At 70.1% G+C, this 13,797-nt stretch carries 12 protein-coding genes; 4 read left to right on the plus strand and 8 right to left on the minus strand.

What is annotated here, in order from left to right:
• Nucleotides 1–26 precede the first annotated feature (26 nt).
• The 6 genes from OG912_RS15180 to OG912_RS15205 form a co-directional block, all read right to left on the minus strand.
• Complete coding sequence (locus OG912_RS15180; RefSeq protein WP_327709796.1) at nucleotides 27–623, minus strand: hypothetical protein; 597 nt, start codon at nucleotides 621–623, stop codon at nucleotides 27–29.
• Nucleotides 620–2,956, minus strand: coding sequence for an alpha/beta hydrolase (locus tag OG912_RS15185; RefSeq protein WP_327713442.1), 2,337 nt, complete (start codon nucleotides 2,954–2,956; stop codon nucleotides 620–622). Before OG912_RS15185 ends, OG912_RS15180 begins: the two co-directional genes overlap by 4 nt.
• A gap of 264 nt (nucleotides 2,957–3,220) precedes the next feature.
• Nucleotides 3,221–3,781, minus strand: coding sequence for a hypothetical protein (locus OG912_RS15190; RefSeq protein ID WP_443060980.1), 561 nt, complete (start codon nucleotides 3,779–3,781; stop codon nucleotides 3,221–3,223).
• The gene (locus OG912_RS15195) at nucleotides 3,778–5,586 is read right to left on the minus strand and encodes an alpha/beta hydrolase (RefSeq protein WP_327709797.1); all 1,809 of its coding nucleotides are present in this window, start codon (nucleotides 5,584–5,586) and stop codon (nucleotides 3,778–3,780) included. Before OG912_RS15195 ends, OG912_RS15190 begins: the two co-directional genes overlap by 4 nt.
• Nucleotides 5,583–5,960: a hypothetical protein gene (locus OG912_RS15200; RefSeq protein WP_327709798.1), complete on the minus strand. Its 378-nt coding sequence runs from the start codon at nucleotides 5,958–5,960 to the stop codon at nucleotides 5,583–5,585. Before OG912_RS15200 ends, OG912_RS15195 begins: the two co-directional genes overlap by 4 nt.
• 159 nt (nucleotides 5,961–6,119) lie before the next feature.
• Nucleotides 6,120–6,653, minus strand: coding sequence for a hypothetical protein (locus OG912_RS15205; RefSeq protein ID WP_327709799.1), 534 nt, complete (start codon nucleotides 6,651–6,653; stop codon nucleotides 6,120–6,122).
• A gap of 8 nt (nucleotides 6,654–6,661) precedes the next feature.
• Here OG912_RS15205 and OG912_RS15210 point away from each other — a divergent pair, with 8 nt between their 5' ends.
• On the plus strand, nucleotides 6,662–6,802 hold the full coding sequence (locus tag OG912_RS15210) for a hypothetical protein (RefSeq protein WP_327709800.1): 141 nt from the start codon (nucleotides 6,662–6,664) through the stop codon (nucleotides 6,800–6,802).
• Between the two features lie 1,362 nt (nucleotides 6,803–8,164).
• The gene (locus tag OG912_RS15215; protein WP_443060981.1) at nucleotides 8,165–9,457 is read left to right on the plus strand and encodes a low temperature requirement protein A; all 1,293 of its coding nucleotides are present in this window, start codon (nucleotides 8,165–8,167) and stop codon (nucleotides 9,455–9,457) included.
• Nucleotides 9,458–9,498: 41 nt separating this feature from the next.
• On the opposite strand, the gene OG912_RS15220 is transcribed toward OG912_RS15215, so the two are convergent.
• Nucleotides 9,499–10,692, minus strand: a complete 1,194-nt coding sequence (locus tag OG912_RS15220; protein WP_327709801.1) for a hypothetical protein — start codon at nucleotides 10,690–10,692, stop codon at nucleotides 9,499–9,501.
• Between the two features lie 188 nt (nucleotides 10,693–10,880).
• On the opposite strand from OG912_RS15220, the gene OG912_RS15225 reads away from it, so the two are divergent.
• Nucleotides 10,881–12,155 carry a hypothetical protein gene (locus tag OG912_RS15225; RefSeq protein ID WP_327709802.1) on the plus strand — a complete coding sequence of 425 codons (1,275 nt, stop codon included), beginning with the start codon at nucleotides 10,881–10,883 and terminating at the stop codon, nucleotides 12,153–12,155.
• A gap of 221 nt (nucleotides 12,156–12,376) precedes the next feature.
• On the plus strand, nucleotides 12,377–13,144 hold the full coding sequence (locus tag OG912_RS15230) for a DUF4232 domain-containing protein (protein WP_327709803.1): 768 nt from the start codon (nucleotides 12,377–12,379) through the stop codon (nucleotides 13,142–13,144).
• A 153-nt stretch (nucleotides 13,145–13,297) separates the two neighbouring features.
• On the opposite strand, the gene OG912_RS15235 is transcribed toward OG912_RS15230, so the two are convergent.
• Complete coding sequence (locus tag OG912_RS15235) at nucleotides 13,298–13,714, minus strand: VOC family protein (protein ID WP_326737599.1); 417 nt, start codon at nucleotides 13,712–13,714, stop codon at nucleotides 13,298–13,300.
• Nucleotides 13,715–13,797: the final 83 nt, after the last annotated feature.

The following is a 13,797-nucleotide window of genomic DNA, read 5'->3' on the forward strand; positions in this document are numbered from 1 at the left end:
ATGTCCTGACCGCCCCTCACCTGCCGTCAGGATGCTCCGGCGGACCAGTAGTCGGACCGTACGTTGGGGCTGGGAAGCGGGTAGACACCTTCATAATCCGGCCCGTTCGGCTCGGACGCGGAGTCGACGACCTTCGACTCCTTCACGCACGGGGTGTCCGCCTCGAAGAAGGCCTGTCCCTTGGCGCGGACGCTCACACTGATGCCGAATCCGTCCTTCGTCACCGCGTAGACCGCCGGGAACACCGCGTCGTCGTTCTTCGCCTTGATGCGGTAGTCGCTCGTGCGCCAGAACTGCTCGACCTGGTCCAGGAAACTCTGCCGCCGGTCCGCGGACACGATGGTCATGACGGTACGTCTGCGCGTCACGTCGCAGCTGCCCTTGGTCGTCGGCCCATGGGCCCACTGCACCTTGGGATCGATCTTCTTCAGTACGGCGTCGAGCATGCCGTCGGCCCGCTCGGCGGCCTCCTGCATGTCCATCTTCTTCCCCTTGGTGTCCTTGGGGCTTTCCGAGGCGGCGGTGCCCGCGTGCACACCCGCCGCATCCTTCTCGGTGCCGCAGGCGGACAGCGTGAAGCCGACAGCCAGAGCCACCGCGACGATCTGGAACCTTCGGCTCATCGCTGTTCCTCCATCTTGAGCCGGTCGGCGTGTCCCGACACGATAAGAGCAATGGCGTCGGCGGACATGGCGTCCCGTGCCGGGTTGAAGTAGTTCGAGTGTGCGTCGAAGCTCAGACCGTCACCGCTCACGAGTGGCTGGCCGGGGGCCACGGGGAACCGTACGGCCCCGAACGCCTTGCTCGCCGGATCCTTGCCGAACCAGAGGTCGTCGTCGCCCGGATCGGCCAGGTCCCCTGCCCCGTACGCACCGCCCGGCCCGCCCAGGATCATGCCGATCGCGCCGACGACCACCTGCGTCTTGGACGGGAGCTTGGTCACCGGGTCGTTGGCGGCCGCTCCGACGTAGACGTGCGCGGCACCGACCCCGAGGTCCACGGCCTGGTCCACGCCCACCCCCGGGCTGCCGACCAGGATGATGTCGTCCACCCCCGGTATCCCGCCGAGGCGCTGGGTCGCGGCTCCGACGGTGCGGGAGCCGTAGGAGTGCCCGATGGCCGTGAGGTGGGGGTCCTTGTTCTGGTTGGTGGCCGCGATGCCGCCCATGAAGTCGTCGTAGGCCGCGCCGCCCGTCTCCGCCCGGCCGGTGCCCGCGACGGCCAGGCTCTTCCACCCGTCCGGAGTCTGCGGGGCGTCGTACCCGAGCCAGACGATCGCCGCGCTGGACGGGTCGTAGCCCTGGGCGCCGATCGCCGTGTCACGGGCGCGCTTGAGGTCGTTCTTCGCGAACTCCTCGTCGAGGGAGGTGTTCAGGCCCGGAACGTACGCCGACACGTTCTGCGAGGTGTCGGGGTTCCCGAAGGCGACGATCGCCCGCCCGTTGCCCTCGTCGCCGATGCCGATGAGGTACATCGGGGGCTGGCTGCCCTCCTTCAGCTGCCGGTCGATCTCCCGGAGCCCGGCCAGCTGTTCCTTCGAGGTCTTGTCGCTCCGGCCCTCCAGCTCCGAGATCAGGTCCGGAAGGTGCCGGCGGTTGGCCGTGTCCCGGTCCGCCACCGGAATACCGTCGAGCCCGCCGATCCGGTCCGGGGAGAGCTCCAGGTACCGATCGCGCTCCTGCTGCGACAGCCCGTTCCACCACGCCTTGCGGCCGGCCGCGCTGGAACCGGTCGGGATGCGGTCGTTGAGGTACTGCCGTTCCTTGTCCCGTACGGCCGACTCGACGCGCGTACCCGACCCGGGCAGCCCGGTGAGCGCGCCACCGACCCCGCCGGGTCCCTTGGCCACGTCCCAGGCGGCGGCCACGTACTGACCCTTGCCCCACTTGTCGCCGCCCTTGTTCGCAACCTGGGCGTACTGGTCGACGACGTCCTTGGCGGTGTCGACGGGGTGCGCGATCGTGTCGACGGCCCCGGTGACATCGCCGAGCAGTCCGTCGTCGCCCACGAGACCGGTGAAGAAGTTGCCTTCCGAGCCGTTGGCGGAGGAACCACCCGTGGTCGAGGCTTGTCTACCCGCGTCGACCACTGAAGAGGAACCACCGGCCGCACCCGAACCACCGGCTGCGCCGGCGGCCCCACCGGCACCGTTGCCGTTTCCGTCGGACCCGCTTCCGCTTCCGCTTCCGCCAGAACCGGTACCGCCGGTCTCGCTCCCGCCGGTCTCGCTCCCGCCGGTCTCGCTCCCGCCGGGCCCGCCTTGGCCCGAACCGGTTCCACCGGCCACGGTGGCGCCTTCGAACCCGACCCCGGAACTGCCACCGCTACCGGCGCCGTTGCCGGCGCCCTTCCCGTTGCCGTGGCCGTCAGCGACGGCCCCGGATGACGAACAGCCACCTCCGGTGACCTGGCAGATGGCGTCACCGAATCGGCCGGCTATCTGCCCACCCATTCCTGTGGCCACGAGCCCGCCGACGAGGGCGGCCACCACGAGGATCAGGCCCACGTACTCCAGCGCGGACTGCCCGGTGTCCACACGCCACTTGATCATCCGGGGGATGCTGAACGGCCGGTGCTCAGCGCGCTGTTCGGGCGCGAGCCTGAACCATGCGCGGGACTGGGGCCTGCACAGCAGGACGAGAACGATGACGGGAAGGACCAGTTGCGTCACGCCCCGGTTGCTGTCCGCGTCATTGAGTGTGGCCAGCCCACCGAGCACGAGCCAGCCATGCACGGCCAGCAACCCGCGCCAGACCCGGGGACCACCGGCTCGCACGTACAGCGACAACACGAACCCGGTGATGCCGGGGAGCACGGTGTACAGCACCATGCCAAGCAGCCGGCCGTCCACCGCGTCGACGGACGAGGCCACGAGCAGCGCGTTGAGCGCGCCCACGACTGTGACGACGAAGAGCAGCCGGACGAGAGTCAGCACCACCTGCAAGGCGCTCGACAGCGGCTGTCTGCCCGAACGAACCTCGGTGGCGCCCACCTCAGCACCATCCGGTAATGAGACTTCTCCTATGCCAGACACGACGAGTCTCCCCAGCTTTGTGAGCAGGCGCAGCGACGATTCCCCCGGTATCCGTATGCGACCACAACACTGCGGGGTTCGGCATGGGCCCCAGGGCCCAATGCCGGACTCAACGTCCGACTATCGGGCCCTCACTTACCGCCACCGATCGGGCCGTTACCGGTCATTGAGGGCGGCGACGAGGCGTCAGGACGCTCCGGCGGACCAGAAGTCGGAGTGGACGTTGGGGCGAGGGATCACTTCAATCCCCGCATAACTCGGCCCGCTCGGCTTGGCAACGGGGTCAGCCACGTCAGACTCTCGGACACACGGGCTGTCAACTTCGAAGAAGACTTGCCCCTTATCCCCGACAATCAGACTCACACCGAATCCATCGCCCGTCTGCGCGAAGATGGCCGGCACATCCACGTCATCATTAACCGCTTTGATCCGGTATTCACTCTTTCGCCAGAATCGGTCCACGAGTCCGAGGAAACTTCCGCGACGCCCCGCAGAGACGATGGTCATCACGGTCCGCCTGCGGGTCACATCACAGACTCCGGTAGTTGTAGGACCGTGCGTCCACTCGACTCCTGGTTGAATCTCAGCCAGAACAGCGTCCAGGATGCCGTCAGCGCGTTCGGCAGCCTCTTGCATATCCATGCGGCTCCCCTCAATCCCACTTACCTCCGCACCATCCTTGGTGCAAGAACTAGCTAGGGCGACCAAAATCAACACCGTTGCCGCCCTGCCGACTTTCCCTTTCATCGGTACTCCTCACTCTTAATCTTCTCTGGACGCCCAGCCGCCACAAGAGCAATATTGTTTGCCGACACCGCATCTCTAGTTGGGTCGAAATATCGAGAGTGCGCGTCGAGCGATACGCCTTCCGAACTCACCAACTGCGGCCCTTCGTCAACCTGGAAGCGTCGTGCACCGAACGCTCTGCTCGCAGGGTCCCGCCCGAACCAGAGATCGTCGTCGCCCTGGTCCGCCACCTCGCCGAGAAGCAGACTGCCGACAGGTCCTGCAGCAGCCCAGCCGACAGCACCGACAGCACTCTGCTGTTTCGATGGAAGCTTGGTCACGACATCGTTCTCTGCTGCACCGACAAAGACATGATCCTTACTCACACCGAGATCCTCTGCACGGTCCACGCCAACCCCAGGGCTTCCAACTAGAACGATGTCGTCAACCCCCGGAATCCCGCCGCCTTGTTGCGTGGCCGCACCTACCGTCCTGGAACCGTAGGAGTGCCCGATCGTCGTCATATGAGGATTCTCATTCTCGTTCGTAGCCGAGAGGCCCCCCATAAAGCCGTTGAAGGAACCCCCACCCCTTTCGGCTCGCTCATCCCCTATAACGTCTAGGCTGTCCAGACCATCGGGCGACTGAGGTGCGTCGTAACCAAGCCACACAATGGCAGCACTCGATGAGTCGTAATACCGGGCACCAATCGCTGTATCGCGAGCCCGCTTCAAGTCACCTTCTGCGAACTCCTTGTCAAGCGAGGTATTCAAACCCGGGACGTACGTGGCAACATTCCTTGACGTGTCAGGGTTGCCGAACGAAACGATCGCTCGCCCGTTACCCTCATCTCCGATACCCAGCAAGTACATGGGCGGCTCTCCAGATCGCCGCCCCGCCTGCAACTGCCGGTCAATCTCCCGCAGCCCCGCCAACTGCGTCTCCGCCCGATCACCGTCCTGCCCCTCCAGCTTGCCGATCAGCAACTGCAGGTTGTCCCGGTTCGCCGTGTCGCGGATCAGGGCCGGAATGCCGTCCAAGTTGCCGATCAGGTCCGGGTACACCGCCAGGTACTCCTCGCGCTGTTCGTCCGTCAGACCCGCCCACCACTCCCGCCGCGCCGCAGGCCCCGCTTCGTACGGGATGCCCGACTTCAGGTACCCGCGCGCCGCGGCCCGGACCGCCGCCGCGTCGCCCGCCGCGTCCGTCCACGTCCGGTCCGGGACCGTCAGGCCCTCCTCGGCCTTCAGATTTCGCAGGATCCTGGCGAACCTCCAGTCGACCTCCGCCGCAGTCCGCACCGCCTTCGCCACCCGGTCCGCGATGTCCTGCGCCTTGGCCGTATTGGGGTTCGGGGCCACCAGTCCCGACGGCGGCAACAGCCCCGGCGCCGCCCCCACCGACGCGGTCCCGCCCGCCAACGGCTTCCCGTCGACCAGGCCCTCCCCCGCCTCCGGGTACGTCACCGAACCATCCGCGTGCACCGTGAACCTCAGCGCCGCCGCATCGTCCAGCGCGTCCCGCAGCGCCCGCTGCTGGGCCTTCATCTCGTGCGCGAGGCTGTTCAGGGCCGTACGGACCAGGCCGCACTCCGTATACACGTACTGGAGGTTCCGGCCCAGCTGCCGCAGCCTGCTCACCGCCGCGTCCGCGGCCGCGCCCTGCTGGGTCTCGCGCAAACCGTTGAGCAGCTGCTTCTCGATCCGGTCCCGCCCCGCGTCGGCCCGGTTGCTCGCCTTGCCCCAGCCGTCGGCCGCACCCTCCAGCTCGGCGCACTTCAGGTCCCGTAACTGGGCCCAGGTAAGCCGGGAGGTCCCCGCCGTCATCGCTCGACCCCCCGCGTCCGCCTCGCCACGGGCGCGAAGGACGACTTCACGGTTTCGTTCGTTTCGGCCTGGGCCCGGGCGACGGCCCGCAGATTGCCGGCCAGCGACCCGCACTCCCGGCGCGCGGTCTCGAAGCGCCGCTCCCACGACTCGCGTACGGAACCCAGCTCGGCCAGCGCGCTCAGGCCGACGGTCCCGGTGAGCAGCCCTTCGTGCGCGGTCGCCAACTCCGCCCTCACCGGCCCGAGATGCACCCCCATCCCCTCCGCACCTCCGGCCGCCTTCAGCCACGCCCCGTCGCTGTGCCTCAGCTGGTCCCCACCCGCGCGACCGCCGCCCCCGCCACCCGCCAGATCGCTCAGCCTCTTCTGCACACCACTCACCCCGTTCCTTGATCGTGGAGCGGCACTGTGCCAAACCCGGCAGCCGCGACACGCCGCCCCCGGACGCCGGGGAGCGGCCCGGTCCCCCGCTCCCCGGGCCCCCCAACGCATCGCGTCCCGGCCGAGATCACCCGAACGGTGGACCGGGCGCTACGCCCCGTACGTCCTCGGGTCCACCGTGGCGAGTCGGCGCAACGCGTCGGCGGCACGGTCCTCGGGCGGGGTGCCGTCCTCCGGGATGTGCCACATGCGGTACTTCGGGGAGCCGTCCGCCTCCTCGTACCTCAGGCACAACGCCGTACGGTCCGGGTCCCGGAAGTCCGTACCGGCCCAACTCAGCTCCATGTCCCAGCGGCTGAGCAGCTCCGGCCGGTCACGCAGCCCTGCGGCGATCAGCCGGGCGGCCTTGCGGGCCGGCCACGTCCACGCGTGGTCGTTCTCGGCCCGGCTGATCTCGGCGTCGTACGCGGCGGCGTCGAAGCGGAGTTCCGGGATCTCACGTACGTGCAGCGGGGAGGGCGGTGGCGACGGACAACGCCAGTCGGACCAGACGACCTCGTCACCGTCCCGCCGGATCGTGACGTGCAGGGCACCGCAGCAGCCCTCGGTGCAGTACGCCTCCGCGAGCTGGACCTCCCGTGGCTCCTCTCCGTCGCCCGCAGCCGGCCACTGTCCAGCAGCCACTCCGGGCTGTGCGCGGGCCCCCGGCCGAACACCTCCGGCACCAGCGGCCGGCCGTCGATCAGCATGCGGACCTCGACCGTGTCGGAATCGACCGGATCGCGCACGACGATCTCGACCCGAAGAACCTGAAGAACCCGAAGAACCCGTAGAACCGGCAGATCCCGCAGATCCCGCAGATCCCGAAGGACCCGCCCCACTGGGCCCATGGGGCCCACCGGGCCTACCGGGCCCACCGCATCCACCCCACCGCCGAACGGCCGCCGCGCATTGCGCCAAACCCACTGGAACCGCCGGCGCTCGACCCCGTCCGCACCCTCCCTGGGCTCGGCGTCCGGGGCCGTCACGGCGCACCACTCGGGCCGCCGCAGTACGGACTCCAGCTCCGCCAGCAACGCCTCGCGCCGGCCCGGACCCCAGTCGCGCAACCGGCTCGGCCCGCTGTGCAGGTCGAACGCGGCGGAGAGCAGCAGCCCGTAGTGATCGAGCGTGGGCTCCAGCACTCCGGCGCACGACACGAAAGCCTCGTACGAACTGACGGCCTCCGAGCAGTAGAGGATCTCCGCCCGGTCGTCGCGCAGGCTCGTCGCACGGAACAGCAGCCACCCGGTGCAAGCGGCCAACTCGCCGCGCTGGGATGGCGGCAGCTCCCCCGCTCCCAGGATGTCGGCCGGCCGCACCGCCTCCATGATTCTCCGCGCCGCCTCGGGCCCTACGATGCCCGGGTCCCGCGGAAGCGCCGCCAGTTTCAGGCGCACGGTCTCCATGTCGCCCGCCTCAACGGCACTGACCAACCCGCGCAGTTCCGGTCTCCCCGAGCGAAGCCCCAGCCACACCACGGCTGCGGCCTGCCGGTCGATGGCGTCGAGCGCGGACACGGCCGGGCTCATCAGATCGCGGAACCCACCGAGCGCCTTGAGATACGGCACGTCCTCCGGCTCACCGAGACGGCCCAGCAGGGCAAGGCCGACACAGACGGCGGCGGGACTGCTTCCCGTACGCGCGAGGCACCGCCCGAGCGCACGCGCCCGCTCCTCGTCCTCCAGCACCACATCACGTACGGCCCAGAGGATCTGATGATCCCTCACAGCGGGTTGCAGCGCGGCGAATCGTCGTTCGACCCCGGCCGCGGCCCGGACCGCATCGGGGTCGGCGAGCAACGGTTTCAGCAGGTCCACCACCGCAGTCCGGGCCTCGCGCCAACTGCGGCTGGACCGGCGGTTCAGCACGGCCGGACCGGGCAGCGCGTACCCGCTCCCGGGAGGCCGCCCATCGGGCTCCGCGCGAGAAAGGCGCAGGGCGTAGGAGTACAGCGAGGGCCGGGAAGTGAGCGCTCCGCGCTCTTCCGGGGCGCTCAACGGGCGGGGTGGTTCTCGATTCGTGAAGTCATGCGGCGGATTCTGGCAGGACCCCCGCCGCGGCACCAGCGGATTTCGCCCGCACCGCCCTCAAGCGGGGTCCACGAGGGCGCGGCCGACTGCTCCCGGCCGAAACAGCGGGAAGAATGGGCCCCCATGAGCCATTCACCCCCCTCCCCGTCCTCGCCGCCTTCCCCCTCCTCCTGGCGTCGGCCCATGGTCGCCCGCCTCGCGGACGAGGAACACCGCACCGCGACCATGCTGGAGCTGTTCTTCGACCTCTGCTTCGTCACGGCGGTGGCCCAGGCGGCTGCGGCGTTCGAGCACGAACTCGCCGAAGGGCACATCGCCCACGGTGTCCTCGGCTACGCGATGGTGTTCTTCGCGATCTGGTGGGCCTGGATGAACTTCACCTGGTTCGCCTCCGCCTACGACACCGACGACGTGCCCTACCGGCTGCTCACCCTCGTCCAGATCACCGGCGCCCTCGTCCTCGCCGCCGGGGCGTCGGAGGCCCTGCAGCAGGAGGACTTCACGGTCATCACCTGGGGTTACGTGATCATGCGGCTCGCCATGGTCACGCAGTGGCTGCGCGCCGCCCGGTCCGACCCCGAGCGACGCCCCACCTGCCTGCGTTACGCCGTGGGGATCTTCTTCGTACAGATCGGCTGGGTCGTACGCCTGACGCTCCCCGAGGACGCCGGGCTCGCCACCTTCGCCGTCCTCGTCCTGGCCGAGATCGCCGTCCCCGCCTGGGCGGAACGCGCGGCCACCACCACCTGGCATCCGCACCACATCGCCGAGCGGTACGGCCTGTTCACCCTGATCGTGCTGGGCGAGTCCATCACCGCCGCCACCGGAGCGGTACATGCCGCGCTCGACTCGGACGCGGCGCTCGCAGACCTTGCCGCCCTCGTCGTCGGGGGCATCCTGACCGTCTTCGCCCTGTGGTGGCTCTACTTCGCGCGGAGTGCGAGCGTGCACGACCGGCTCACCACCCTGCGCATGGCACTGCTGTGGGGATACGGCCACTACCTGGTCTTCGCGTCCGCGGCGGCCGTCGGCGCCGGTCTCGCCGTCAACGTGGCTCACGCCACCGGCCACGGCCACCTCTCCGACCGTACGGCGGCAGCGGCCTACACCGTCCCGGTCGCCGTCTTCGTCACCCTCGTCTGGGTACTGCACCACCGCGCCGGCGGGCTGCGCCGCGCGGCCGACGCGCTCCATCCGCTCGCGGTCATCGCCGTCCTGGCGGCGACGTTCGGGCCCTCCCCGGTCCTCGTCACGGGCATCATCACGGCTCTCCTCATCGCCGCGACGCTGGTCCTCTCCGCGCGAGGCGAAACCGCCGGGACCACCGGAACAACCGAACCCACTGGAACCACCGGCCCGGCCGGCGCCCCCGGAACCCCCGGAACCCCTGGAACCCCCGACAAGACGGACTCCTGAGCCCCGCGGGCACGAGCCGGCCCCGCCCGGCGCCTCTCAGGTCAGCGCGTACTCCGGGCCGCCGCCGTCGCCGTCCCCTGGTCCGTCCCCTGCCCCGTCCCCTGCCCCGGCAGCACGATCCCCTGTGCCTGGGCAGCCTTCCCCGGGCGCAGGGTCCACGGCACGGGAGCGGTCTCGGCCAGCCATCCATCGGCGACGATCCCGCTCACGACGAGCCCGCGCACCGAGCGCGAGAGCTTCTTCCAGCCCAGCCCCTTGCACAACTGCCCGTACGAAGGACCGTGGCCGTGCTCCGCGCGGAACGCCACAGTGAACGCGGCCGCCTCCCGGCCGCAGTCCGGATGCGCATCCCTCCACGCGTCGTGGTCGCCGGCCGCCGGCCGGGGCGCGGGGACGGGCGACGGCACGGACATGAACGCCTTCGCGACCCGCACGAAGGAGCACCGGCACACCGCGCACTGCTCGACGGCCTCCACATGCCGCAGCAGCGCCGGGCTGACGCCGGACTTCCACTCCGCCCACTCGGCCGGGGTAATCTCCACCAGTTCGGCCGCGGCTGCCGCCTCACGCGCCGCCCTGCGCTCCGCCTCCGCGGCCGCGAGCTCCGCGACCTCCTCAGGGGTACGGAACATGCCGGCGAGGTGCCGCACCGCCGGGCCGAGCCGGTACGTCCGCCCGGAGATCTCGGCCAGGAACCCCTTCTCAAGGAGGACGGGCACGGCCGCGTAGCAGGCGACGGGCAGATCGTCGGGCGCCTCTCCGGCGAGTTCGTCCGTGCAGTAGGCCGCCAGGAACAGCGCGGCAAGCCGGGCGGCGGGCGAGGCCTTCTTCACGGGCTTGGCGATCCGCGTACGCATGGCCCATCCCGAGACCTTCGACCGCGTGCCCTTGCCCAGGGGCAGCACGTGGTCGGGCCCCGGAGTCATCTCCGGCACGATGATCCGGGACGGCTTGTCCGGATCCCCGTCGAGCAGCGAGCCGGGCACCTGCCATCCGGCGGCGGCCAGCTCGGCGACGGCCTGCTCCGGATCATCCAGCCGGAGCGACCGCAGATCCGTTCCCGTGAGGTTCCCGACGCCGGCCCGCGCGGCCCGGATCGCCACGACGACGGCGAGGAGTTGAGCGTCGACGGAGGTCAGCGGCAACCCGGCCACGTACGAGAGGAGCTCACGCGCCGCCTCCCCCTGGCGCGACGTCAGCAGGAAGGGCAGGGGCGCAGGAGGCGGAGGCGACACGGCAGCGGTCTCGGCCGAAAAGGCAGGCTTGGGCACATCACATCTAACGGTGATCAGACCGCAGAAGTCACGCGTGACGTGTAGCACAGATGCATCCCGGTTCCCCGGCCCAGGCAGCCGCCCCACCCGACACGGCCGGTGAAGAAACACGTTGCACCACCGCGCCCGCTCGCCCATGATCTCCCGCGATGACAAATGAACTCGCGGGAGCGGCAAAGCTCCTGGATGCCGGGGACGTACCCGGAACCGTGCGGGCCCTGCGCCCCCTCGCCGACACGGCACCCCTCAAGGACCTGGCGAAGCTCGTGCACCGGCTCGCCACCACCGCCGGCGTCGACGACCTCGCCGGCAGGGCCAAGGCCCTGGCCAAGAAGCCCGGCCGGCCGCAGGAGCTCTACGACTTCGGGTACGCCTGCGTGGAGCACGACCTCGCCTTCCTCGCCGTTCCCGCCCTGCGCGAGGCCCTGCGCCAGATACCCGCTTCCCGGGCAGTGCGGGCCGAGCTGGTCTCCGCGCTGGAGCGCGAGAACCGCAACGGGGAGGCGGTGACCGTACTGGCCACGGCCGGCGAGGAGCTGCCCGCCTGGCCCGAGCGGTACCTCCTCGTCCACAACTCGCTTCTTGCGGGGGACCTTTCCGGCGCCCGGACCGCCTTCGACCTGCTGCCGGCGCCCGACGACGCGAAGTGGGAGTGGGCGCACGGCCGCGTCACCCACATGCTGCGCCGGGCCGAGCGCGCCGCGCAGGCGGGCCCGCTCGACCGCCGCGACCTGCGCGGCTGGCACTACGCGCTCACCGGCGGATACCTCGCCGTGCTCTCCCCGTACGGTTTCGAATCCGCGATGACCGGCCGGTACGCGTACCTGGGGGACACCGTCGAGCTGTGCCGGCAGGGCCTCGACCGGCTGGCTCTCGTCCTGCGCACCACGGGGCGCGCGCCGCGCTCCGTCTCCCTGCTGCCCGGCCGGAGCGACCGCATTCTCGGTCTCGCCGCGGCGCAGATGCTGGGACTGCCCACCGAGCCGTACGACCCGCAGCGGACGGACACCCTGGTCGTCGCCTACGACATCAACGCGGTCGAACCGGACGTGGCCGTCACCCTGCGGCGACGCCCGGCCGGGCAGATCCTCTTCGAGCACGCCACGTGCTGGACGAACCCGCCGGTCGCGACCGCCGACGTGAGCACGTTCCTGGTGCAGACCGTGGTCGAGCCCTGGGGCGCGACCATGCGGATGGGCGACAACGGTGTGGAGCAGTCCCCTCCGGACGACCGCCCGGAGCAGGACATCGCCGCCGGGATCGTACGGGCGGACGGCACCCCCGACGCCGGCGACGGCGAGACCCCGCCGGACGGCGATGCGGTGTTCGGCGCCTTCGTCTCCGCCACCTCGGCAGGCTGGGCCACTGCGCTGCGCGACCGCGTCGACGCCCCCGGACCGGTCCCGAGCTCCCGGTTCGCGTAGCAGCGGAACGGGACCGGGCGGGACGGGACAGGACGGGGCAGGCGGGGGGCTGCACGCCGATTCCGGGCGCGTCAGCGGGACGACAAGCGGGCGTTAGCAGAACATGAGCGGCGGGCGGGAAGCTTCAGAAGTCAGCAGGTCAGGAGGGGGAGCGGTTCGCCGCAAGTTCCGGGCCTCGGCAGCACCGCCACACTCGACCGCCACACACTCGGGGTATTCACATGCGTACGATCCACACCCGCAAGCGCACCGTCGCCGTCAGCGCCGCAGTCACCGCCGTGCTCGCCCTGGCCCTCACCGCCTGCGGTGGAGACGGCAGCGGCACGAAGTCCGCCGGCCCGGCGAACAACCGCGCGAAGACCGCCGCATCGGCGGACGGCTCGAAGCCCGCTGACGCCGCCGGATCCACGGACACCGCAACGACCGGCGGCTCCGCGAAGACGGTCACCTCCAACACAGGCACGGGCTCGTCCAAGGGCGGCACCGCCAAGACCGGCACGACCACCGGCGGCAACACCAGCGACAGCTACGCCTACAAGCACCCGTGCAAGAGCGAGGACCTGTCGGTGCGGGTGTACGCCCGCGAGGGCTCGGCCACCCAGCAGGTGATCGAGGTCAACAACACCGGCGCGAACGCCTGTGGCCTGAGCTACTTCCCGCGGGTCAGCCTGGGCAGCGCGAGCGCGAAGGACCACAGCGGCGACATCACCCCGCTGGTCCCGAGCGGCCTGGGCGGCGCCCCTGCCTACCCGGTCAAGCCGAAGAACGCCGCCATCGCGGTGATCGACCTCAACCCGAGCGGCGGGAACGGTGTGACCTGGATCAACGAGCTGAACGTGCTGGCCGACGGCGACCACATGCCCAACGCCGAGCAGCTCAACTTCCCGCTCGGCCCCGACGTGAAGGTCCTCGACCCGAAGCTGGGTCTGTACCGCAGCACGATCGCGGACGCGGTGAGCTCCATGCAGCAGGCAGACTCGAAGTCCTGATTCCGGCCCGCCAGACGGCCCGCCGGACGGTCCGGCGAGCGTCACGGCGAGCACCACGACAAGCGACTCGGCGAGCGACTCGGCAGGCAACACCGAAACGACCTCCTGACGGGCGACCACAACGGCGGCCCGCCGGGAGGTTCTTCCGTGTCGTCAGCCGACCTGCTTCGGCTGCGTGAAACGGATGCGGTTGCCGAACGGGTCGCGGAGACCGCAGTCCGTCCCGTACGGACGCTCGGTGGGCTCCTCGGTGAACTCGACCCCCTGGGCGAGCAGCGTCTCGTACGTCTTGCGGCAGTCGTCCGTGGTGAGGATGAGCCAGCCGCCCATCGCCCCCTTGGTCACCAGGTCGCGGACCTGCGCCGCCGTCTCCTGGGACATCGCCGGAGAGCCCGGCTTCTCCAGGAGGATCTGGCGTTCCGGATGCCCGGGGACGCTGACGGCCAGCCAGCGCATGAACCCGAGGTCGGTGTCGGCGGCCACCTCGAGACCGAGCTTGCCGACGTAGAAGTCGAGGGCCTCGTCCTGGTCGAGTACGTACATCTGCGAGTGCGTGATTGCGTTGAACATGACGTTCACGCTACGGGGACGGCCGCGCGAAAACTTATCCAGAACTGCTCAGTCTGCGCGCAGAGAATGGCGACCGCCGAGCG

Origin of the sequence: Streptomyces sp. NBC_00464 (genome assembly GCF_036013915.1) — a bacterium.
In the GTDB taxonomy this organism is placed as follows: Bacteria; Actinomycetota; Actinomycetes; order Streptomycetales; family Streptomycetaceae; genus Streptomyces.